The organism is Deinococcus aerius, assembly GCF_002897375.1.
GTDB classification, from domain to species: Bacteria; Deinococcota; Deinococci; order Deinococcales; family Deinococcaceae; genus Deinococcus; species Deinococcus aerius.
In genome coordinates this window covers 48804-70287 of record NZ_BFAG01000014.1, presented here as the reverse complement: position 1 = coordinate 70287, position 21484 = coordinate 48804, and the positions used below count along the sequence as shown (strand labels likewise).

At 71.8% G+C, this 21484-nt stretch carries 17 protein-coding genes; 14 read left to right on the top strand and 3 right to left on the bottom strand.

Features of this window, described 5'->3' with window-relative positions:
- Window positions 1-198 carry a hypothetical protein gene (locus tag DAERI_RS17495; protein WP_133162066.1) on the bottom strand — a complete coding sequence of 66 codons (198 nt, stop codon included), beginning with the start codon at window positions 196-198 and terminating at the stop codon, window positions 1-3.
- Between the two features lie 170 nt (window positions 199-368).
- On the opposite strand from DAERI_RS17495, the gene galT reads away from it, so the two are divergent.
- The 12 genes from galT to wecB all read left to right on the top strand — a co-directional run bounded on the left by galT (window position 369) and on the right by wecB (window position 16371).
- On the top strand, window positions 369-1457 hold the full coding sequence (galT, locus tag DAERI_RS17490; RefSeq protein ID WP_103130727.1) for a galactose-1-phosphate uridylyltransferase: 1089 nt from the start codon (window positions 369-371) through the stop codon (window positions 1455-1457).
- Entirely contained in the window at window positions 1444-2493 is a 1050-nt protein-coding gene (galK, locus tag DAERI_RS17485; protein ID WP_165794267.1) for a galactokinase, read from the top strand. The genes galT and galK overlap by 14 nt, the downstream gene beginning before the upstream one ends.
- 591 nt (window positions 2494-3084) lie before the next feature.
- Window positions 3085-4245 carry a glycosyltransferase family 1 protein gene (locus DAERI_RS17480; protein WP_103130725.1) on the top strand — a complete coding sequence of 387 codons (1161 nt, stop codon included), beginning with the start codon at window positions 3085-3087 and terminating at the stop codon, window positions 4243-4245.
- Between the two features lie 324 nt (window positions 4246-4569).
- A complete protein-coding gene (locus DAERI_RS17475; RefSeq protein WP_103130724.1) occupies window positions 4570-6429 on the top strand; it encodes a glycoside hydrolase family 2 TIM barrel-domain containing protein in 1860 nt (619 codons plus the stop codon).
- A 431-nt stretch (window positions 6430-6860) separates the two neighbouring features.
- A complete protein-coding gene (rpoD, locus tag DAERI_RS17470; RefSeq protein WP_103130723.1) occupies window positions 6861-8447 on the top strand; it encodes an RNA polymerase sigma factor RpoD in 1587 nt (528 codons plus the stop codon).
- 474 nt (window positions 8448-8921) lie between these two features.
- Window positions 8922-10361 (top strand): DUF4129 domain-containing protein, encoded by a 1440-nt coding sequence (locus tag DAERI_RS17465; RefSeq protein ID WP_103130722.1) that lies wholly within the window; start codon window positions 8922-8924, stop codon window positions 10359-10361.
- Window positions 10358-11347, top strand: coding sequence for an AAA family ATPase (locus DAERI_RS17460; RefSeq protein ID WP_103130721.1), 990 nt, complete (start codon window positions 10358-10360; stop codon window positions 11345-11347). Before DAERI_RS17465 ends, DAERI_RS17460 begins: the two co-directional genes overlap by 4 nt.
- 62 nt (window positions 11348-11409) lie before the next feature.
- Window positions 11410-12459: a DUF58 domain-containing protein gene (locus DAERI_RS17455; RefSeq protein ID WP_235610444.1), complete on the top strand. Its 1050-nt coding sequence runs from the start codon at window positions 11410-11412 to the stop codon at window positions 12457-12459.
- A 68-nt stretch (window positions 12460-12527) separates the two neighbouring features.
- Window positions 12528-12800, top strand: a complete 273-nt coding sequence (locus DAERI_RS17450; RefSeq protein WP_103130720.1) for an M-like protein — start codon at window positions 12528-12530, stop codon at window positions 12798-12800.
- A 235-nt stretch (window positions 12801-13035) separates the two neighbouring features.
- Complete coding sequence (upp, locus tag DAERI_RS17445; RefSeq protein WP_103130719.1) at window positions 13036-13659, top strand: uracil phosphoribosyltransferase; 624 nt, start codon at window positions 13036-13038, stop codon at window positions 13657-13659.
- Between the two features lie 345 nt (window positions 13660-14004).
- Window positions 14005-15138 carry an MraY family glycosyltransferase gene (locus DAERI_RS17440; protein ID WP_103130718.1) on the top strand — a complete coding sequence of 378 codons (1134 nt, stop codon included), beginning with the start codon at window positions 14005-14007 and terminating at the stop codon, window positions 15136-15138.
- A 75-nt stretch (window positions 15139-15213) separates the two neighbouring features.
- A complete protein-coding gene (gene wecB / locus DAERI_RS17435) occupies window positions 15214-16371 on the top strand; it encodes a non-hydrolyzing UDP-N-acetylglucosamine 2-epimerase (protein ID WP_103130717.1) in 1158 nt (385 codons plus the stop codon).
- A 3-nt stretch (window positions 16372-16374) separates the two neighbouring features.
- Here the strand turns inward: wecB and DAERI_RS17430 are convergent, their stop codons facing one another.
- On the bottom strand, window positions 16375-16704 hold the full coding sequence (locus DAERI_RS17430; RefSeq protein WP_103130716.1) for a DNA-binding protein: 330 nt from the start codon (window positions 16702-16704) through the stop codon (window positions 16375-16377).
- A gap of 91 nt (window positions 16705-16795) precedes the next feature.
- Between DAERI_RS17430 and DAERI_RS17425 the strand changes: the two genes are divergently transcribed.
- Complete coding sequence (locus DAERI_RS17425) at window positions 16796-17716, top strand: diacylglycerol/lipid kinase family protein (RefSeq protein WP_103130715.1); 921 nt, start codon at window positions 16796-16798, stop codon at window positions 17714-17716.
- Window positions 17717-17787: 71 nt separating this feature from the next.
- Here the strand turns inward: DAERI_RS17425 and DAERI_RS17420 are convergent, their stop codons facing one another.
- Window positions 17788-18498 carry a tetratricopeptide repeat protein gene (locus DAERI_RS17420; protein WP_103130714.1) on the bottom strand — a complete coding sequence of 237 codons (711 nt, stop codon included), beginning with the start codon at window positions 18496-18498 and terminating at the stop codon, window positions 17788-17790.
- Window positions 18499-18611: 113 nt separating this feature from the next.
- On the opposite strand from DAERI_RS17420, the gene DAERI_RS17415 reads away from it, so the two are divergent.
- Complete coding sequence (locus DAERI_RS17415; RefSeq protein ID WP_103130713.1) at window positions 18612-21467, top strand: RagB/SusD family nutrient uptake outer membrane protein; 2856 nt, start codon at window positions 18612-18614, stop codon at window positions 21465-21467.
- Window positions 21468-21484 lie beyond the last annotated feature (17 nt).

The window sequence follows — 21484 nt, the reverse complement described above, 5'->3', positions numbered from 1 at the left end:
CTACAGGCCGGGGGCACGGGTGACGTTCGGGCGCTCGGCGCACCACTCCATCAGGTCCATCAGGGGCCGCACCCCCGGCAGCGGCATCCACCACAGCGGGCTGTGCCTCACGGGTCGCAGCACCGAGATTGGCCCGTCGCCCATCAGGATGACGGCCAGGACTTCGGGGGCGCGCCCCGTCCGAAGGGTTGACCCCATTCTTTCCTCCCAGGCCCAATCTGCACCGGCCCAGGTGTAGAGGGAGTCCACGCCCCTTCAGGAAAGCCCCGGCCCCGCTCTCATGCCGCCGCCCGGCGCCGACCCTCCCGGGCGAAACAGGCTATGCTGCCCCCCGAACGTGTCAAGCGGGAGGACAGAGACGGGTGACCATGCATAAATCGGAGTTCGTGAAACCGGATGGCCGCGCCCTGACGCTCTACGGGCTGGCCCCGGTCGAGGTCGAGAGCCCCATCCCCAGCCCCGACCCGCAGCCCGTGGTGGCGCGGCCCCAGATGCGCTGGCATCCGGTGCGCGGCGAGTGGGTGATGTACGCGGCGCACCGCCAGAACCGCACCTTCCTGCCGCCGCCCGAGTACAACCCGCTCGCGCCCACCCACGACGAGGCGCACCCCACCGAGCTGCCGCGGGGCCGCTACGACATGGCGGTGTTCGACAACCGCTTTCCCAGCCTGATCCCGGACGCGCCCGAACCCGACCCGGTGCCCGGCGTGCCCGTGCGCCCCGGTGTGGGCAAGTGCGAGGTCGTGGTGTTCAGCCAGGACCCGACGGGCACCCTGGGCGGCCTGCCGGTCGAGGAGGTGCGTCTGCTCCTCGACGTGTGGGCCGACCGCACGACCGAACTCGGCCGTGACCCCCGCCTCCAGTACGTGCTGCCCTTCGAGAACCGGGGGGTGGAGGTCGGCGTCACGCTGCACCACCCCCACGGCCAGATCTACGCCTACGACCACCTCCCCCCGGTGCAGACCCGCGCCCTGGGGCAGATGCGGGCCTGGCGCGAGGAACACGGCCGCCCCTGGCTTACGGACTTCATCCGCACCGAGCGCGAGGCCGGGCTGCGCGTCATCCGGGACGGGGGCGCGGCGCTCAGCGTGGTGCCGCCCTTCGCCCGCTTCACCTACGAGACCTGGGTGTTGCCGACCCGGCCCGCCGCCTTCCTCTCCGACCTGGAGGACGCGGAGCGCGACGCCTTTGCCGCCGTGCTCAAGGACGCCCTGATGCGGCTGGACGCGCTGTTCGGCGTGCGGATGCCCTACCTGCTCACCGTGCAGCAGGCGCCGACGGACGGGCAGAGTTACCCCGAGTGGCCGCTGAGGATCGAGATTTCGCCCTACCTGCGCGCCCCGGGCCGCCTGAAGTACCTCGCCGGGACCGAGCAGGGCGCGGGCGAGTTCGCCAACGACGCCCTGCCCGAGCAGAAGGCGGCGGAACTGCGGGAGGTGGCCCTTGCCGTCCTTTGAGGAAGTGTTCGGCCGCCCGCCGGAGGTCACCGCCCGCGCGCCGGGCCGGGTCAACCTCCTCGGCGAGCACACCGACTACCAGGGCGGCTTCGTGCTGCCGAGCGCGATTCCGCAGCAGACGACGGTGGCCCTGGCCCGGCGGGAGGGGGAGACGCACCGCCTGTACTCCGACAACTTCGGGCGGATGCTGGAGGTTCCCCTCGGGGAGAAGGGGACCGAGTTCGCGCCGTACGTGACGGGCTGCGTCTCGGTGGCGGGAGTGCAGGGCGCGCTCGACGTGTGGATCACCTCCGACGTGCCCTCCGGGGGGCTATCGAGCAGCGCCGCGCTGGAGATCGCCACCCTGCGGGCGCTGAGGGAGCGGTATGACCTCTCCCTCACCGACGTGGACCTCGCCCTGCTGGGGCAGCGGGTCGAACACGAGTTCGTGGGCGTGATGAGCGGCATCATGGACCAGATGGCGAGCAGCCTCGCTGACGAGGGGCACATGCTGTTCCTCGACACCCGCACGCTGGAGCGGCGCAAGCTGCCCCTCCCGGCGGGCGGCGAGGTCCTCGTCCTGGACAGCGGCGTGCCCCGGCGCCTGGCCGAGAGCGGGTACAACGAACGCCGCGCCCAGGTCGAGGAGGCCTCCCGCCTGCTCGGCGTGCGCGAGCTGCGGGACGTGACGGACGTGGGGGCGCTGACGGGCCTGCCTGGCCTGCTCCTGCGCCGCGCCCGCCACGTCGTCTCCGAGAACGCCCGCGTCCTGCGGGCCCTGAACGCCCCCGCCCCCGAATTCGGCGAGCTGATGAACGCCTCCCACGCCAGCCTGCGGAGCGACTACGAGGTCACGGTGCCCGAGGTCGACCGGCTGGTGGCGCTCCTCCAGGCCCATCCCGCGACCTACGGCGCCCGCATGACGGGGGCAGGTTTTGGCGGGGCGGTGGTCGCGCTCACGCAGGTTGGCCGCGCCGGGGACGTTGCCCGCGATGTCCTCGCCGAGTACGGCGGGGAGGGGCGGCAGGTCGTTCCCCGCCCCCAAGAGTCCTCCTAGCGCCCCTCCACCGGGGCACCGTCACTCCCTGTTCCGCTCACCGTCCGGTGGGAACAGGGAGGTTCTCCAGGGCTTCTCAGCCCAGTTCAGTGGGAATACCCAGGAGTGGGGCGCCACCACTCTCCGTGTCACGTCAGGGCTCCACAAGCTTGTCACCCGGAGCAACGCGAAGGGGCTAACGTGGAGATGCTCCGTATCCGCTCAGCACGACGGGGCTTTTGCACTCCGTACCGAAATGAGAATTTTCCTTAGCCATCTTCAGCATTTTCTCTGGGCAACGTCAGCGGAAAGAGGCCGCGGGTTCATGGGGGCGTGAAGCTCATGCACGGGGGCGTCCCTATACTGGTTCTCATGCATTTTCGCGGCTCCCAGGGGGACTTCCTGTTCCTGAAAGCCCCCCTGGGGTTTCCGTAGCGGCGTGGAGACGGTCCGGCGGGAGCGCGGGCGGGGGTGAGCCCAAAGCCGGAACCTGCCGTTACAGGGATCGGGCTCCGGCGGCCCCAATCCACCGCGGATGTCCACAGCCCGTTCAGCCCCACGCAGCCGCCACGGCGCGGCTGATTCTCAAGTTCATTCCAGGAGGAAAAGCCCATGCTCAAGAGCCAGCCCGACGTGGTGTGCCTCTCGCACCTGCGCTGGAAGTTCGTGTACCAGCGCCCCCAGCACCTGATGACCCGGGCGGCCCGCACCCGGCGCGTGTACTACCTGGAGGAGCCGGTGGAGGGCGGTGCCCAGCCCCACCTGGAGGTGACCACCGACGGGGGCGTGACCGTGCTGACGCCCCACGTCCCGCCGGGCCTGTACGGCGACGCCGCCGAGGAGGTCACCGCCCGGCTGCTGGGTCCCTTCCTGGAGCGGGAGGGGGTGAGGCGGCCCCTCGCCTGGGTCTACACCCCCATGCGGCTGCCGCTTCTCGACGTGGTGCAGCCGGGCAGCGTCGTGTACGACTGCATGGACGAACTTGCCAACTTCCGCAGCGCCCCCCCGAAATTGCGAGAGCGGGAGCAGGAGCTGTTCCGGCAGGCGGACGTGGTGTTCACGGGGGGCCACCGGCTGTACGAGGCCAAGCGCCGCCAGCACCACAACGTCCATCCCTTCCCCTCCAGCGTCGATGTGGGCCACTTCGCCCGGGCGAGAAACGGCCTGCCCGACCCCGCCGACCAGCAACACCTCTCGCGTCCCCGCCTGGGGTTCTACGGCGTGATCGATGAGCGCTTCGACATCGAGCTGGTGGGAGAACTGGCGCGGCGGCGCCCGGAGTGGCAGTTCGTGCTGCTGGGGCCGGTGGTGAAGATCGACCCGGCGGAGTTGCCGCGGGGGGAGAACCTGCACTACCTGGGGATGAAGAGCTACGCGGAACTGCCGTCGTACCTGGCTCACTGGGATGTCGCCCTGCTGCCCTTCGCGCTGAACGAGGCGACGGAGTTCATCAGTCCCACCAAGACTCCTGAGTATCTGGCGGCGGGCCTCCCGGTCGTCTCGACCCCGATCCGGGACGTGGTGCGGCCCTACGGCGAGCGCGGGGTGGTGAGCATCGCGCAGGGGGTGGACGAGTTCGAGGCGGCAGTCCTGGCGGCCCTGAGTGCGGATCAAACCGGGCGGCGTGCCCGGGCGGACGCGCTGCTGGCGGGCATGTCTTGGGACCGCACCTGGGAGGAGATGCAGGCGCTGCTGCTCCGGGCGGAAGCGGGGCCAGGCTCCCTTCAAGGCGTGGCGCGGGCCGGAACGTTCACGGCGGGTGGCAGCGACTGAGCGGCAGTCCCCGGACCTCCCGCGCGAGGAGGCGCCCGGGGAGGCAGAAGGGCGCAGGCCGAGGTGCCCGTGTTGCCCTTGTACCTTCCGCGCCTTCCGGCGAAAGGCTCTTGAGCGTGTTTCCCAGGGGCACCGCCTGGGGGCCTGCACCGACCCGGGATTTCCCGTCCCTTGAGGAACCCACCGCCCCGGCGGGAAAGGGGCGAAAACGGTTGACCTCTCCGCCGGGTCAGGCTCCATACTGTCCTGGCCCATTTGCGGGACCGCGAGTTGTGGCCGGGTGGCAGAGTGCCACCGCAGACCAGCCCGGCAGAAGGAGAGGATTTGCGTTACTCCACCCACCCCACCCCGCTGCTGGAGCGCGAACACTGGCGCGACCTGGGCGGCCTGTGGCAGTTCTGTTACGACGATGAGGCGCGCTGGCGCCACCCCAGCGAGGTGATCTTCGACCGCCAGATCCTGGTGCCCTACGCCCCCGAGAGCCGCAAGAGCGGCATCGGTGACGAGGGCTTTCACCCCGTGGTGTGGTACAGCCTGACCGTGACGCTCACGCCCGAGGAACGCTCGGGCCGTCTGCTGCTGCACTTCGGCGCGGTGGACTACCGGGCCAGCGTGTGGGCGAACGGCCATCTGGTGGCCGAACACGAGGGCGGGCACACGCCCTTCACCGCCGACATCACCGAGCAGGCCCAGGCGGGCGAGACGGTCGAGATCGTGGTCCGGGCCGAGGACGACCCCCACGACCTCGCCAAGCCGCGCGGCAAGCAGGACTGGCAGCGCGAGCCGCACTCGATCTGGTATCCCCGCACGACCGGCATCTGGCAGACCGTCTGGCTGGAGCGGGTGCCCGAGACCTACCTGCGCCGGGTGCGCTGGTCGAGCAGCATGCAGAGCTGGGAGATAGGAGTGCAGGTCGAGGTGGCCGGGCCGCTGCCCCCCCGCATGAGCGTGCGGGTGCGGCTCTACCGCGACGGGGACCTGCTGGCCGACGACCGCTACGGGGTGCGCCACCCCGAGGTCTCCCGCCAGATTTCGCTGGCCGACCCCGGCATCGACGATTTCCGCAACGAGCTGCTCTGGAGCCCGGCCCACCCCCAACTGCTCGACGCGCAGGTGGACCTGCTGGTGGGGGAGCAGGTGGTCGACCGGGTGCGCTCCTACACCGCCATGCGCTACGTGGCGGTCCACGGCAACCGCTTCCTGCTCAATGGGCGCCCGTACTACCTGCGGATGGTCCTGGACCAGGGCTACTGGCCTGACTCCTTGATGACCGCCACCGACGACGAGCTGCGCCAGGACGTGGAACTCATCCGCAGGCTGGGCTTTAACGGCGCGCGCAAACACCAGAAGATCGAGAACCCCCGCTGGCTGTACTGGTGCGACGTGCTGGGCGTGCTGGTGTGGGAGGAGATGCCCAGCCCCTACCGCTTCACCCCGCAGGCGGTCAAGCGCCTCACCCGCGAGTGGGAGGAGGTGCTGGAGCGCGACATCTCGCACCCCTGCATCGTGGCGTGGGTGCCCTTCAACGAGTCGTGGGGGGTGCCGGACCTGCCCACCAACCCGGCCCACCGCGACTACGTGCGGGCGCTGTACCACCTCACGAAGACCTTCGACTCCTCGCGCCCGGTGATCGGCAACGACGGCTGGGAACACGTGGCGACCGACATCCTCACCATCCACGACTACGCCGACGACACCGAGGCGTTGCGGCGGCGCTACGGCACCATCGAGTCCACCCGGCTCTCGCTGGAGCAGCAGCAGCCCGCCGACCGGGCCTTGACGCTGGGCGGCTTCGAGGTGATGGGGCAGCCGGTGGTCCTCTCCGAGTTCGGCGGGATCGCCTACATCCCCAACCACGAGAGCGGCTGGGGCTACAGCGAGTCGCAGAGCGAGATCGACTTCCTTCAGGACTATTCGGCGCTGCTGGCCGCCATCCACGACTGCCACGGCCTGTCGGGCTTCTGCTACACCCAGCTCACCGACACCTTCCAGGAGAAGAACGGCCTGCTGTACGAGGACCGCCGCCCCAAGGCGGACATGCTCAAGCTCGCCAAGAGCACTCAGGGCAACCGCACCGCCCGCGAGATGACCATCGACCCGGTGCTCAACCCCTACGGCAACTCGCCGCGCTGGCTCAACCGGCAGCGGGAGCCGCTGGTCCTCGCGGAGACGGCGGAGGACTGAGGCATTCAAGTTGAACCGGTTCAATTCGGGTTGAACCCGCCCGAAGACGCTTGATACGCAGTACGGAGATGCGGCACGGGGGCTTTTTCCCCCTCTTCCCTTGCGGGAGAGGGGTGGCGAGCACCGCTTGCCTTTGTGCCGGATAGCGAAAAGGCCAGTTCGCCCAGCTTCTCATTGCGCACTGGGCGTCGAAAGGAGAGGGAACACAACGGTTGCCGGGAAAGGAGTCCTTCATCCTCACTTTCCCGGCGACCGTTTGAGCGCCCGGCTGGGGCAGCCGCCTCCCGGGAACCCGGCGTCCCCTCACCGCGTATCTCTCTTTCCCCCAGGCTTCCCAATGGTGACCGGCATCTGAATGTCGAAAGGGGGTTTGCTAGACTGACGCGCCCCGGCCCCCTTCGCCGCCTTCCCCGCACGCCACAGGAGCACGCATGGCAGAACCCACCAAAGCACGGACCCGCAGCAAAGTCCCGGCCTCCAGCGCGGGCGTGACGGAGGGCGGCCCCGCCGAGAACCCCGTCAAGGCATCCCCCGCCCCCCGCGCCCCCGCCCGCCCGGCGGCCCAGAACGGCGAGCCGGACCAGACCGCCGCAGCCGCCCATGAGGTCACCCCCCGGAAAATGGCGCCCCGCAAGGCCACGGCGAAGTCGGCCTCGGCCAAGAAGGCGGCCAGCCAGACCGACCCCGCCCCCAACACCGACGCGGGGGCCGAGGGCGCGCCCACCCCGGCCCGCAAGGCGGCCACCAAGGCGGCGCCCGCGGCCAAACCCGCCGCCAAGGCCGGTCCCGCCGACAAGCCCTACTACGCGCACCCCAGCATCCAGGAGCTCCTGAAGGCGGGCCGCGCGGCGGGGGTGCTGTCCAGCGAGGAGATCGCCGCCGCCCTGTCGGTCGCGCTGGAGGCGAACGGGCTGGACCCCGAGAGCGCCGAGGCCTTCGAGGACATGCAGCTCTACCTCGCTGCCCAGCAGATCGAGGTGCAGGACCTCGACGACGAGGACGAGGACACCGACCTCGACGACGTGGAGGAGGGTGCGGCCCCCGGCGCCGCCGCCGAGGGCGACGAGGAGGAGAAGTACTTCGACGACATGCCGCGCGCCGTGTCCAACGACCCGGTGCGGCAGTACCTCCACGAGATCGGCCGGGTGCCGCTGCTCACCCTGGAGGAGGAGATCGCCCTCGCCCGCCGCATCGAGGAGGGCGAGGAGGCCCGCAAGATGCTGGAGGAGGAGCCCGACCTCGAGGACCGGGCGCGCCGCCGTCTGATGCGCCAGATGGAGGACGGGGCCGCCGCCCGCCAGGGCCTGATCGAGGCGAACCTGCGCCTGGTCGTCTCCATCGCCAAGAAGTACACCGGGCGCGGGCTGGGCTTTCTCGACCTGATTCAGGAGGGCAACCAGGGCCTGATCCGCGCGGTCGAAAAGTTCGAGTACCGCCGCCGCTACAAGTTCTCGACCTACGCGACGTGGTGGATTCGCCAGGCGATCAACCGCGCCATCGCCGACCAGGCCCGCACCATCCGCATCCCGGTCCACATGGTCGAGACGATCAACAAGCTGACGCGCACCGCCCGCCAGCTTCAGCAGGAACTCTCGCGCGAAGCGACCTACGAGGAGATCGCCGAGGCGATGGGTCCCGGCTGGGACGCCAACAAGGTCGAGGAGGTCCAGAAGGTCTCCCAGGAGCCCGTCTCGCTGGAGACCCCCATCGGCGACGAGAAGGACTCCTTCTACGGCGACTTCATTCCCGACGAGAACCTCGACTCCCCGGTCGACAACGCCGCCAAGACCCTGCTCTCCGAGGAACTCGAAAAGGCCCTCTCCAAGCTCACCGAGCGCGAGGCGATGGTCCTGAAGTTCCGCAAGGGCCTGGTCGATGGCCGCGAACACACCCTGGAAGAGGTCGGCCAGCGGTTCAACGTGACCCGCGAGCGCATCCGCCAGATCGAGAACAAGGCGCTGCGGAAGCTCAAGTACCACGAGAGCCGCACCCGCAAGCTGCGCGATTTTCTGGATTGAGTGTGTAGAACTTCCGGCCCCCGTCCCCGTGGCGGGGGTTTTCGTTGGCAATGAGGGCTTCGATAGTCAGTGGGTGAATGACTGTCTGTCACCCTGAGCAGCGCGAAGGGCCTCGCCACGGACGCGGGCCGGAGCTGCTTTGTTGACGCTCAACACTACAACTCGGTGTGGGAAGACGCCCGCTGCGGCAACTGCGAAGTCCAGTTTCCGGTTTTCGAAAGGTTTGCCGCGGCCAACCCCTCAGTCAGCTCCGCTGAGAGGGGAGCCAGGGGCGGCCTCTTGCCCCTCAGGAACCCGAAGTTGTTGCCTCCCTTTAAGGGGAGGTGGCCCGCAGGGCCGGAGGGGTTGCCGTGCCGATCTTGCGACGCTGTTCTTGCCCTGCCCGCCCGCCGATTTGCGCCCCGCCCCTTCCCCCACTGCGCTAGGCTGGGAGGCAGAACTCCCGTGGCCCTCTCCCCATCCTCCCCGCGTTCCGTGCCCCTCTGGGCCGACCGCTCGCTGTTGCTGCTGGCCGCCCCGCTGGTCGGCGCGGCGTGGCTGCCGTGGTGGGCGGTGCTGGGGCTCACCGTGGCCCTGGCCCTCACCCGGCGGGGAGACGGGCCGCGCTCGGTGCGGGTGCCGCTGCTGCTGCTGGGGGCGGGGGTGGGGCTGGTGGTGGCGCTGCCGGGAATGCGGGGGCCGGGGGGGGCGACGGCGTTTATCCAGGCGTTCGTGACCGTCATGGGCGGCACGGCGCTTGTGCATCTAGGTGTCGCGGCCCTGGAAGAAGGGCGGGTGGGCTGGGGCGCGGGGTGGCTGGTGGCCCTGCTGCTGCTGGGGGCGCTGGTGCCGGGGGGCCGTTCCCTCGCCTTCCTGGCCCTCGGCCTGCTCGCGCTGCTGCTGACCCTGCTGGGCGCGGCGGGGGTGGAGGAGCGGCCTGTCCGGCGGCTGGGCGGGGGAGGGAAGGCGCTGCTGGGCACGGCGGGTGCGGCCCTGGCGGCGGCCCTGTTCCTCGCCCTGCTCGCGTTCGCGCTGCCGGGAGTCGGATCATCACGCCCCAGCCCGGGGGGTGGCTCACCCACTGCCCCGATCCAGGCGCAGGAGGCGGGGCCAACTGCCGAGCCGCCCCGAACATCGGCGCTAGAGACGGGGAGTCCGGGCGAGATTCGCCGAGTCCGTCCGGTCGGGGACCTGCCGGAGCGCCTCCCCGGCGGCGACCTCGTGCTGCTGAGCGGCTTGCTGTTCTTCGCGGCGCTCGCGTTTGCGATGTGGCGGGCGCGGAGCCGTATTCCCGGCGAGCCCTTCCGGGTCCGCTGGTGGGAGGTCGCGGCGGTGCTGGGCGTGGGGCTGGCGGCGGCGCTGCTCTTCGGCTTCTGGGTTGCGGCTCGCTCGGGAGCGGGGGAAGGCCTGGGGCCTGGAACGGTGGGGGCGGCGGGATCACCCTCCAGCCAAGCCCTTAAGGAGGTGAGTGACCCGCTCGGCCTCTTCTGGGAGCGGGGCCTGTGGGTCCTGAGCCTGCTCGCCTTCCTGGTATTCACCGGACTGGCGGCAGCGCTGTTCTGGCTGGGGCTGCGCTTTCGACCGGACCCAGAGGAGGTGGAGCCGGGGGGCACCCTGACCGCCACCCCATCCCCGGGTGAGGAGGAGGCGCTGCACCGTGTCCGGCTGGCCTACCGCGCGGCCCTCGCCTCGCTGGGGGCGGCGGGCCTGGGGCGGGGAGAGGCGGAGACGCCCGCCGAGCACGCGGGCCGGGTGGCCGGGGTGAGGCCCGCGCTGGCCGGGCCGCTGGGCACCCTCGTCGCCGCTTATTCCCCCGTGCGCTACGGGGGCCGGGTGACCGAGGACGACGCGGACGCGGCCGAACGGGCCGCGCGGGAAGTGACGCACCTCACGGCGCAGCCGGACCGAAAAGACACGGAAAGCGAGACGACATGACGAACGGAAGACGAACAGGGGAGCTGGCCGGAGTCCAGGCCTACGCGGGCCGGGTGCTGGAGAACGTCGCGCGGGTGCTGGTCGGCAAGGAGGACGTGACGCGGCTCGCGCTGGCGGGCATCCTGGCGGGCGGTCACCTGCTGCTGGAGGACGCCCCCGGCACCGGCAAGACGATGCTGGCCCGCGCGCTCGCCGCCAGCCTGGGGTTAGGCTTCCGCCGGGTGCAGTTCACGCCCGACCTGCTCCCGAGCGACGTGACGGGCGTGAGCGTGTACCGCCCCGCGACCGGTGAGTTCGAGTTCGTCCCCGGGCCGATCTTCACCGGCCTGCTCCTCGCCGACGAGATCAACCGCGCCACGCCCAAGACGCAGTCCGCGCTGCTGGAGGCGATGGGCGAGGGCCAGGTCACCGAGTCGGGGGTCACGCACGTCCTCCCGCCGCCCTTCGTGGTGGTCGCCACCCAGAATCCCATCGAGCACGAGGGCACCTACCGGTTGCCGGAAGCGCAGCTCGACCGCTTCCTCCTGAGGCTCTCGGTGGGCTACCCCACGCCTGAGGAGGAGGTGCGGATGCTCGCCCGCCTCCAGGGCTCGCATCCCATCGACACGCTCGGCGCCGTCGCCACACCCGACGACCTGCTGGCGGCCCGGGCGGCGGTGCGCGAGGTGCGGGTTTCGGACGACCTGCGGCGCTACATCGCGGCGCTGAGTGCCCGGACCCGTGCCCACCCGCAGGTCGCGCTGGGCGGAGGTCCCCGCGCCAGCCTCGCCTTGCAGGGGGTGGCGCAAGCCCTCGCGGCGCTCGCGGGCCGGACCTTCGTGCTGCCCGACGACGTGAAGGCCGCCGCGCCGGGAGTCCTCGCCCACCGCCTCAGCCTGCGGATCGAGGCGCGGCTCGCCGGGACCCGCCCCGAGGAGATCGTCGCGGACGTGCTGCGGCACGAACCCGTGCCCGCCGAACCCCTCTCTGCCGGAGCCGCCCCCTGAACCTGCCCGCGCTGCTCCTCCTCCTGGCGGCGCTGCTGCTCACGGTCCTCGCCGCGTTCCTGGTGTCGCGCCGCCCGCCCCGGGTGACGCTGACGCGCGAGTTTCCGCCCCAGGGCTTCGAGGGGGACCATCTCCCGTACCTCGTGCGCGTCGAGGTCGAGTCCCGCTGGCCCCTGCGCGTGCTCGTCGAGGACCCCACCCCCCTGACGGTCGTGGCCGGGGAACAGGTGGCCGTGGGCGGGCTGACCCTCGGGCGCAGCGTGGCCGAGCGGCATACGACCCTCGCCCTCAACCGCCGGGGCGAATATGCCTGGGCGGGCGGCACGCTGCGCTGGGCCGATCCCCTGGGCCTCTTCTGGCATTCCGCCCCGCTGGGGGTTCCCGCCCGGGTGGAGGTCTATCCCGGCACGCACGGCCTGGTTCTCCCCGACCTGCTGCGCCCGCTGCTGAGCGAGGGCACCCTCTCGCGCACCCTGGGACTGGAGGACCCCATCAGCCTGCGCGGGGCGCGGCCCTACCTGCCGGGTGATCCGCCGGGGCGCGTCCACTGGCGCCTCTCGGCCCGCACCGGGGCTCTCACGGTGCGCGAACTCGACCGGACCGCCGCGAGCAGCGTGACGGTCTTTCTCGACCTGAACGGCACCGAGACCTTCGTGGACAGTGTGGTGCGCCTGGCGAGCAGCCTGATTCAGGAGGCGTTGGCGCTCGACCTGCCCGCCTGCGTCGCCACAACCGCCGGAGCGACACCCACCGGCCGCACCCCGGAGACGTTGCGTGCGGCCCTGCGCCTCCTCGCCCGCGCCGCCCCCGACCCCGCCCCGCCGACCATCCCACCGACCCGGGCGGGGGGCAACCTCATCGTGCTGACGCAGCGGGCCGGACCTGCCCTCGTCGAGCAGGCCATGCGTGCCCGCGCCACCGCGAGCCGCGTCGCCCTCGTCGCCGTGCCGGAGGGCTTTTACCTGGAACCCGGCGAGACGCCCCGCCGTCAGTGGGTCGAGGCGCCCGACACGGTGCGCGACCTGGAGCGCCGGGCCGGGATTCTGGCCGAGGCGGGGGTGCTTGTGTTCGTGCTGCGCGGCAACCAGAGCGTGCTGCGGCTGGGCGCGTGAAACCTTAAAGGGACGCTCACGCCGCCCCCCGGACGCCCCTGCTAGCGTGGGGCCACAGGAGGGTTTCCATGACCGACCGCGACGATACCCAGAACGTCCCGTCCGAGGCTGTCAAGTCCGAGGACGAGATCAGCAACGTGGACCTGCAATTCATGGGCCGCACCGACGAGCACCGCGACGCTGTCAAGGACGCCCATGCCGAGGCGAGGATCGCCGACGAGTTCCAGGACCTCGGGCTGGACAAGCAGGATGTGGCCTCCGACGGCAGCATGATCACCAGCGACCCGGCCAGCACGAACCCGGGGAACGAGACCTCGGTGGACACCAGCCAGGACAGTTGAGTCCACCTCGGAAGGGTCGGCTTGGCCGCGCGCCTGGCCGCCCCTTCGTCATGGGCCGGATGTTCGGGGAAGCCGTGTCCTCGTGAGGGGAAACAACCGGTAATGCGGGGGTTGAGGAGCATCTGACCGTTCATCTGAAGTTGCCGCGAGAGGAATCTCGCGGGGGTTCGCCGCTCCACCGGCCCTCTGCCGCGACCTCCCGGCTCACTCCCCGGCCGCCGGGTATCGTGAGGGCATGGTCACGGCCGTCACCCACCCCCTCGTCCAGCACAAGGTCTCCCTGATGCGCGACGTTCACACCGGCGTCAAGGAGTTCCGCGAACTCGCCGCCGAGGTCTCCATGCTCCTCGCCTACGAGGCGATGCGGGACCTGGACCTGAGCCCCACCCACCTCACGACGCCCATTCAGGAGGGCGACTTCCCCATGCTCAGCGGCAAGAAGCTCGCCCTGGTCGCCATCCTGCGCGCGGGCCTTGTCATGACCGACGGCATCCTGAACCTGGTGCCCGCCGCCAAGGTGGGGCATATCGGGCTGTACCGCGACCCCCAGACCCTCCAGCCGGTCGCCTACTACAACAAGCTCCCCGCCGACATCGCCGAGCGCCGGGTGTTTCTCACCGACCCCATGCTCGCCACGGGTGGGAGCGCCAGCGCGGCCATTCAGTTCCTCAAGGACGCGGGCGCCCAGACCATCAAGCTGATGTGCATCCTCGCCGCCCCCGAGGGCATCGCCGTGATCGAGCGCGACCACCCGGACGTGGAGATCGTGGTCGCCGCCGTGGACGAGAAATTGAACGACCACGGGTACATCGTGCCGGGGCTGGGGGACGCGGGGGACCGGATTTACGGGACGAAGTAGGGGCGGGGGAGTAGGCCTCCAATCAAGGAAGAGCGTGATGGGGACGTGGTTTTTCTCCCTCTCCCCCTGCGGGAGGGGGTTAGGGTGAGGGGGCGTGTGACCAGCTTCACCGCAAAGAAGATGCCTTCCCACTGGCCTCTGGACGCCATGCCCCCTCCCACCCTCCCCCCTCAAGGGGGAAGAGCTTTTGCCGCCGCCCTGAACATGGTTTTTCTGTTATGTGGACCCAGTTGTATCACCCGATGGTTGCACCCGGCACGGCAGGGACCGCTCAACCGGGCCGTCATCAAGTCACCCTCCCGCTTCCCCTTCCCTCACCGCCAGCCTTTAGACTCCGGGCAGCATATGGAGTCCCTCAAGGCGCTCGCGGCGCAATTCGGTATCGCGGACCTGTTCGGGCGCGGTTTTTTCAGCGTACTTCTCACGTTCCTGACGGCGTGGGTGTTTACCTGGCGCTTCATTCCCCGGGTGCGGGAGTTCGCCATCAAGGCCGGGTGGGCGGATATGCCCAACGAGCGGCGGCTGAACAAGGAGCCGCTGCCCAACGCGGGCGGCCTGGCGATCTTCGCGGGCTTCCTCATCAGCGTGGTCGTCGCCTGGGCGCTGCGGCCCATCGTGATCGAGCAGGTGAATATTCAGGTGCTGGCGATCCTGCTGGGCGCCTCGGTCCTCGTGCTGACGGGCTTTATCGACGACCAGTTCGGCCTCTCGCCCCTCTTCCGGCTGCTGGTGCAGGCGCTCGCGGCGGTGCTGCTGATCGTCAACGGGCTGCGGATCGACTTCAACGCGATCCCCTTCCTGCCCACGCTGCCCGGGCCGCTGAATGAGCCGCTGAGCGTGGCGCTCACGCTGCTGTGGATCGTGGGCCTGACGAACGCCGTCAACCTGATGGACGGGGTGGACGGGGTGGTGGGCGGCGTGGGCTTCGTCGTGAGCATGGTGCTGCTCGTCACGGCGGCGCAGTTCCCCGACCGGGCGGCGGCGGTCGTGCTGCTCGCGGGGCTGGCGGGGGCAGCGCTGGGCTACCTGCGGCACAACTTCAACCCCAGCCGCATCATCATGGGGGACGCGGGGGCGTACCTGTTCGGGTACACCCTCGCCGCCGTGAGTCTGCTGGGCACCCTCAAGGTGAGCGCGGGGGCCAGCCTGCTCGTGCCGCTCATCGTTCTGGCGCTGCCGGTGCTGGACACCACCCAGGTCGTGATCGGGCGGCTGGCACGCGGCATCCGCAACCCGCTCGGCCACCCCGACAAGACGCACATCCACCACCGGGTGCTGGCGCGCACCGCCTCGGCCCGGCACACCGCCGTCATCCTGTGGGGCGTGGCGCTGCTCTGCGGCGTGATCGGGATGGTGGCGCAGGGGGTGCCGCTCGCCGCTATCGTGGCGACGGTGGCCGCCGTGCTGGTGTGCCTGTGGTTCGTCGCCTACCGCCGGGTGCGGGCGCTCGACCGCGAGGCGGCGCGGGTGAGCGGGTAGGGAAACTTCTTTGTCACGAGGTGGGGCTGGGCGTGGGAGCCAGGAGCCCCACCTCCCTTTGATACCGTGACCGGGATGACTGGCCCGGCCCTCCCCCCCCAGCCCAAACGCATCGTCCTCGCCTTCGGCACCCGGCCCGAGGCGACCAAGATGGCGCCCGTATACGCGGCGCTCGCCCAGCAGCCCGGCCTGACGCCCCTGATCCTCTCCACCGGGCAGCAGCGCACCATGCTCGACGAGGCGCTCGCCGTCTTCGGCCTGACCCCCGATGAGGACCTGAACGTGATGACCGAGCGCCAGACCCTGGCCGACCTCACCGGGCGCATCGTGCCGCAGGCGGGCCGCAAACTGCGCGAGCTGGGGGCCGATATGGTGCTTGTCCACGGGGACACCACGACCTCCTTCTGCGTGGCCCTGAGCGCCTTTTACGAGGGGATTCCGGTCGGACACGTCGAGGCGGGGCTCAGGAGCGGGAATATGCAGGAACCCTTTCCCGAGGAGGCCAACCGGCGTTTAACGGGCGTGCTCACCACACTCGATTTCGCCCCCACCCCCGGCAGCCGCGCGAATCTCCTTGGAGAGGGCAAGTCGGAGGAGGGCATCTTCGTGACCGGGCAGACCGCCGTGGACGCCGTACGCGAGGTTGCCGGACGGGTGCCGCTGCGGCCCGGGTGGCGCGCGAGGTTGGAGGCGGGGCAGCGGCTGGTCACCGTCACCATGCACCGCCGAGAGAACCTACCGGTGATGCGGGAGATGGCTGAAGCTCTGGCGGACGTCGCCCGCGCCCACCCCGACTGCCACTTCGTGTATCCCGTCCACCTCAACCCGGCGGTGCAGGAGGCGGTGCGGCCCGCGCTGGAGGGGCTCCCCAACTTCGAGCTGGTAGGGCCGCTCGACTACGCGAACATGGCGCCCCTGATGGCGGCCTCGACCCTGCTCGCCACCGACAGCGGCGGCCTGCAGGAGGAGGGGGCCGCGCTCGGCGTGCCCGTGGCCGTCCTCCGCAACGTCACCGAGCGGCCCGAGGGGGTGGAGGCGGGCGTCCTCGTCCTGGCCGGGAACGACCCGGTGCAGATGCGCTCCGTTCTGACGACCCTGCTGGACGACGAGGCGACGCTTACCCGGATGCGCGCGGCCCGCAATCCCTACGGCGACGGGCGGGCGGCGGGGCGCATCGCTCAGGCGGTGGCGTGGCACTTCGGGCTGGCCCCGAGGCCCGAGGACTGGGCGTAGGGGTCAGTTCTCCTTGTCCAGCTCCTGGGTCAACTTCTCGCTCCAGGCGCGGCCCTCGTCGCCGCCCCAGAGCAGCCAGGCGATGTACCCGCGCGAGGGCTTGCCGCCGTCCTCGCCCGTCTGGTCGAGGTTGTCGTGCGCGTGCCGGGGAAAGTAGTGGGCGACGTGCCGCACCTCCTCGGGGGAGAGTTCGCCGCCCGCCGCCAGTTTCTCGGCCATGTGCTCCCCGACCTCGGTGCCGCCGAAGCCGTGCTCGTCGCGCAGCCGCAGCCCCAGTGCCGCGTTCTCCTGCACCTTCTTCGGAATGCCGAGGTCCATCTTTCCCTTATTCATGCCCCAGCGTCGTTGGCTCCACGCCGCAGCGGGTGAAGTCCCCTTGCCCCTCCGTTAGGACGGTGTGCCCTCACCCTATCCTGGGGGCGACGTGACTCCCATTCCTCCAGCGCGGTCCTACGCCGTCGTCCTCAACCCTTCTGCCGGACGTGGCCTTGCCGGGCGCGAGTGGCCCCGGCTGGAGGCAGAACTGCTCGCCCGGGGCCTCTCCTTCGAGGTCATCAGCGAGGCCAGCGGGGCGGCGGCCCTGGCCCGGGTGGAGGCGCTGCCGACACAGACCGCCGTGCTCGCGGTTGGGGGAGACGGGACGGTGGGGGCGCTGCTGCCCGCCCTGGTGGGGACTGCGCGCCTTCTCGGCATCATCCCCCTGGGCAGCGGAAACGATTTCGCGGGCATGCTGGGATTGCGGCCCGGGGACTTCGCGGGGGCGCTGGACCGCCTTGCTTTCTCCCCCCGGCGTGTCGACGCTCTGCGCGCCACCATCCTGTCGGGCGAGGGGGAGGGGAGGACGCACCTCCTGCTCAACGGCCTGGGCATGGGCTTCGACGCGGAGGTCGCGGCGCTGACCCTGGGCGCTCCCGCCCGGCTCTCCGGCTTCGGGCGCTACGCCTGGGCTGCCCTTGCCGCATTGCGAAACCTCGCCCTCACGCCCGTCACGGTGGAGGTGGACGGTCAGGTGCTCTACTCGGGGCCAAGTGCCCTCGCCGCCGTGATGAACGGCACCCGCTATGGCGGCGGCTTCCAGATCAGCCCCGCCTCCGACGCCCGCGACGGCCTGCTGCACGCGCTGGCAAGTGGACCGGTTTCACGCGCGGGGCTCCTGGCCCTGATGGGCCGCGTGCTGCGGGGCCGCCACCTCGGCCACCCCCGCGTCCACCACGCGCCGGGCCGGATGGTCACCGTGACCTGGGCGCGGCCCACCCACCTGCACCTCGACGGGGACCTGGCCGGGCGGGTGACGGCGGTTCACGCGGAGGTGCTGCCGGGAGCGGTGACGCTGCTGAACGGGTAGGGCTCGGCAACGAAAAAGCCCCAGCCGTAGCCAGGGCTTCTTCTCTTTCTGACGGCCGAAGGCTGACCGCTCTACTGCAAGCTCGCCAGCTTCTCCTTCGCCATCTCCAGGTCGCGCTTCTCCCAGAACGTCTCGGCGGGGAGGCTCACGGCCTTCTGGAGCTGCGCGGCGGCCCCGGCCCGGTTGCCCTGGAGGAGCAGCGCGTTGGCGTACTCGATGCGGTGGACGGCCACGTTCGGCTCCAGCGCGATGGCCTTTTCGAAGTTGGGCACGATCTGGTTCTTCTTCGCGCCCGTCAGGAAGGTGGCGGCCCCGCCCTTGCTGACGAGGTTGGCGTGCCACAGGCCCAGCGCGACGTACGCGCCCGCCATGTTGGGCCGCAGCCGGATGGCCTGGTCGAGGTTCTTCCGCACGTCGCCCGCGAGGTTCAGGCTCTGGAGGATGCCCACGAACTGCGCCAGGCGGCCCTGCGCGCGGGCCAGCTCGAAGTAGGCGTCCGCGTTGTTCTTGTCGAGCGCGATGGCCTGCTTGGCGTAGCCCTGGGCCTTCTCGAACAGGCCCTTCTTCTGGTTGTCGGGGCTCAGGCTGGCCCCGGCGGTCGTCGCCTCGGCGGCCAGGGCGAAGCCCGCGCTGGTGTTCAGGGCGGCGGCAGCGGTCGCGGCCTCCTGCCACTTGCCCTGGTCATAGAGGGCCTGGGCCGCCTGAAGGCTCTGCGCCCCGGCGCTGACGGTCAAGGCGAGGGCGAGGGTCACGAGGGCCGGACGGATGGGGGTCTGACGCATGGTTCCTCCTGGGGGAAAGCTGGAATGGACGTGAAAACTGGACCGAGTATACAGAGGGCGCGCGCGGGAGTCTGATGGGGCCGTCAGGTCCGGGGTGGTAGCCTCGCCCCAACGTGGACTGGAAGGGGACCCTGGCGGACCTGCGCGCCCACCTGCCCCCGGCGCGGGAGGGGGGGCGGGAGCGGCGCGGCAGCCTGCGCTGGCTGGAGGCCGAGATGCGGGCGCGGGGCGCCAATCCCGCGTCCGTCCGCAACATCGTCTACCGGGATGTGGGCACCCCCGCCGACAAGGCCGCCCTGCGTGCCCTGCTGGAGGGCCTCGCGCGGGAGGCCGGGCGACCGCTGATAGGGGAGGCCGTGGGGCCGGGCCCTGCCCCCCTGCCCGACGAGCTGGAACTGCTGGGCCGCAGCAAGAAGCGGGCGTACAAGCAGTTTCTGGCAGGGGTGCGTGCGGGCCGTGTGCCCCGCCTGATCGTGACGGGCCGCGCGGGGGCGGGCAAGACCATTTTGCTCGACCACGTGGAGCGGGCGCTCTCCGGGGTGGAGGTGAGGCGGCTCAACCTGCGGGGGGACGCGGCGGCGGTCCTCGTCCTGTCCGGGGCGGGCAGCTCCTATGCGGAACGGGCGCAGGCTCAGGCGGACGCCGCGCGGGCGGCCTTTCCCGTGGCCCCCGGCGTGCTGCTCGCCCGCGTGACGTCGGACCTGAACTTCGCCGGGGAGCCGCCCCGCCTGCCCGACGGCACGCCGACGACGCCCGCCGCCTGGGCCGCCGAGCACCTGCTGCGCCGCGCCCCTCCCGGCGTGGCCGTGCTGCTCGCCCTGGAGGACCGCGCCGGACTCCCCGACGGGGTGGCCGAGGTGATCGAACTGCGACCCCCCACCCCGGCCGAGGCGCGGGCCTACCTGATGGCCCGGCTGGGCGTGACGCGCGAGCGGGCCGACGCCCTGGTGCGCGAGACCGGGCGCCACCTCGACCGGCTCGCGCTGCTGGCGGGGGGCGGAGGGGCCGGGGGAGCCCCCGACCGCCTGCTCGCCGACCCGGACGTGCGGCGGCTGGCGGCGGCGCTCGCGGCACTGGACGGGGGGACGGCTGGCATTCCCGGGGCGATTCTGGAGGTCGCGTTGGGTCTCCCATGCGCGGCGCTGCCTCCCCATGCCCGCGCATTGCTGCAAGGGGAGGACCCCGGCTGGACCCCCGTTCCCGCCCTCGCGGCGGCCCTCCCCCACGTGCCCGCCCGCGAGCGGGAGGAGGCGCTGCGCCGACTGACCGCCGCTCCTCCCGCGCCTGGCCTCGCCCCCACCCGGCTGGCCGCCTTCGCCGCGCTGGGCGAGTGGGACGCGCTGGCCGCGTGGCTCGCCAGCCATCCCGACGACGCCCGGCACCTCCCGCCCCTCTGGCCGCGGATTCGCGCGGGGGCACGGGGCGGGACGCGGGAAGTGCTGGCCCGCGCCGTCGCCGCGCACCACGCCGGACGCGGCGAGTACGACGACCCCCGGGCCCGGGACGCGCTCTTCACCCTGCTCGAATCCCCTGAACCCGCCGTCCGGGGCTGGGCCCGGGTCAAGCTCGCCGAGAGCAGCGTGGACGCCGGGAACTTTGAGGCGGCGACCGCCGGGCTCGCCCACCCGGAGCTGACCGCCGCGCTGGAGGGGCACCCCGATAGCTGGACGACTGCCGCGCGGGCCGACGCGCTCCTCGTGCAGGCGGCGCTCGCCCGCTGGCGGGGCGACCTGGAGGCCGCCACCCACGCCGCGAGTGACCCCCGCACGGCCCACGGGGGTCCCCGCGCCCACCTCTGGCGCGGCCTGATCGCCAAGGACGCGGGCCGCTGGCCGGACGCCCTGCGACATCTGCACCTCGTGCCCGCCACGAGCCCCCTGCTCTCCGCCCGCGCGCTGTACCAGGAGGGGGACCTGCGGCTGCGGCTGGGGCAACCGGGGGGTGCCCTGGCCGCGCTGGGCGAGGCCGCCGAGCGGCTGGAGGCGGCGGGCGCGGGCGCCGAGGAACGTGCCCGCGCCCTGGCCCGCGCCGCCACCGCCCTGCGCCGCCTGGGGCGCCCGGGGGAGGGGTTGGCCTCGCTACGACAAGCCCTTGCCCTGCTCCCGAACGGGGAGGACCGGGGTGGACGGGCCGACGCGGTGCTGCGTGCCCGGCTCCTCAGCGAGGGGGTGCCCATCCGGCTCGCGCTCGGGCAGCCGGATGCCGCCCTGGCAGACGCCGCCCGCGCCCTGGACCTCCTCGCCCGGCCCGGTTCCCGCCGCGCGGAGGCGGAGTACCGCACCCGCCGCACGCGCTACCGGGTGGCCCTCGCGTACCTCACCCGGGGGCTGGGGCGGCCGTACCTCCAGCCCTTCGCGGGGGCCGTTCGGGACCACCCGGACCTCGCCCATACCCGCGCGCTGCTGGACGACTTTCTGGCCCGCCCGCCCGCCCCCAGCGACCGGGAGCAGGTCCTCACCTTCGACCTGCACCTCAGCCGGGCGCTGGCCGAGCCTGGCCCACGGGGGGCGCTGGACTTCGTGACCCGCGCGCTCGACATGACGGACCACCCCTACGCCGAGGCGCAGGCCCGCGCCGGGTACGCCGAGGCGCTGCTGCGGGCGGGACAGCCGGAGGCGGCCCTCGCCCAGATCAACCGCGCCCACGCCCTGGTGCGGCGGGTGCAGGCGGGGCTGCCCGGCACCTCCGACGCCGACCCGGGCCTCACCGCCCAGCTCCTCGCCCTGGAGACCCGGGCCACCATCGGGGACGGTGCCGCGACCCTGCGCTGGCTGCGCGAGGCGCTGGCCGACCCCGCCCTCGCCCCCTTCCGGCGCGGCGTCTGGCAGGAGGCGGGCCGGGCGCTCGAAGAGGGCTGTCCCCACCCGGAGGCCGTGCTGCGGTCCCTCCACCCGGGCTGGGAGGCGGGCACGCTGCGGGTCCGCGACGCGCTCGCGCTGCTGGAGGCGGAGGGGGAGAACGGCCACTGAACCGAACCCCGGGGAAC

Coding starts and splice junctions, on each gene's coding strand:
- DAERI_RS17495 (WP_133162066.1), bottom strand. CDS start 198: ATGGGGTCAACCCTTCGGACGGGGCGCGCCCCCGAAGTCCTGGCCGTC.
- galT (WP_103130727.1), top strand. CDS start 369: ATGCATAAATCGGAGTTCGTGAAACCGGATGGCCGCGCCCTGACGCTC.
- DAERI_RS17480 (WP_103130725.1), top strand. CDS start 3,085: ATGCTCAAGAGCCAGCCCGACGTGGTGTGCCTCTCGCACCTGCGCTGG.
- rpoD (WP_103130723.1), top strand. CDS start 6,861: ATGGCAGAACCCACCAAAGCACGGACCCGCAGCAAAGTCCCGGCCTCC.
- DAERI_RS17460 (WP_103130721.1), top strand. CDS start 10,358: ATGACGAACGGAAGACGAACAGGGGAGCTGGCCGGAGTCCAGGCCTAC.
- DAERI_RS17450 (WP_103130720.1), top strand. CDS start 12,528: ATGACCGACCGCGACGATACCCAGAACGTCCCGTCCGAGGCTGTCAAG.
- upp (WP_103130719.1), top strand. CDS start 13,036: ATGGTCACGGCCGTCACCCACCCCCTCGTCCAGCACAAGGTCTCCCTG.
- DAERI_RS17440 (WP_103130718.1), top strand. CDS start 14,005: ATGGAGTCCCTCAAGGCGCTCGCGGCGCAATTCGGTATCGCGGACCTG.
- wecB (WP_103130717.1), top strand. CDS start 15,214: ATGACTGGCCCGGCCCTCCCCCCCCAGCCCAAACGCATCGTCCTCGCC.
- DAERI_RS17430 (WP_103130716.1), bottom strand. CDS start 16,704: ATGAATAAGGGAAAGATGGACCTCGGCATTCCGAAGAAGGTGCAGGAG.
- DAERI_RS17420 (WP_103130714.1), bottom strand. CDS start 18,498: ATGCGTCAGACCCCCATCCGTCCGGCCCTCGTGACCCTCGCCCTCGCC.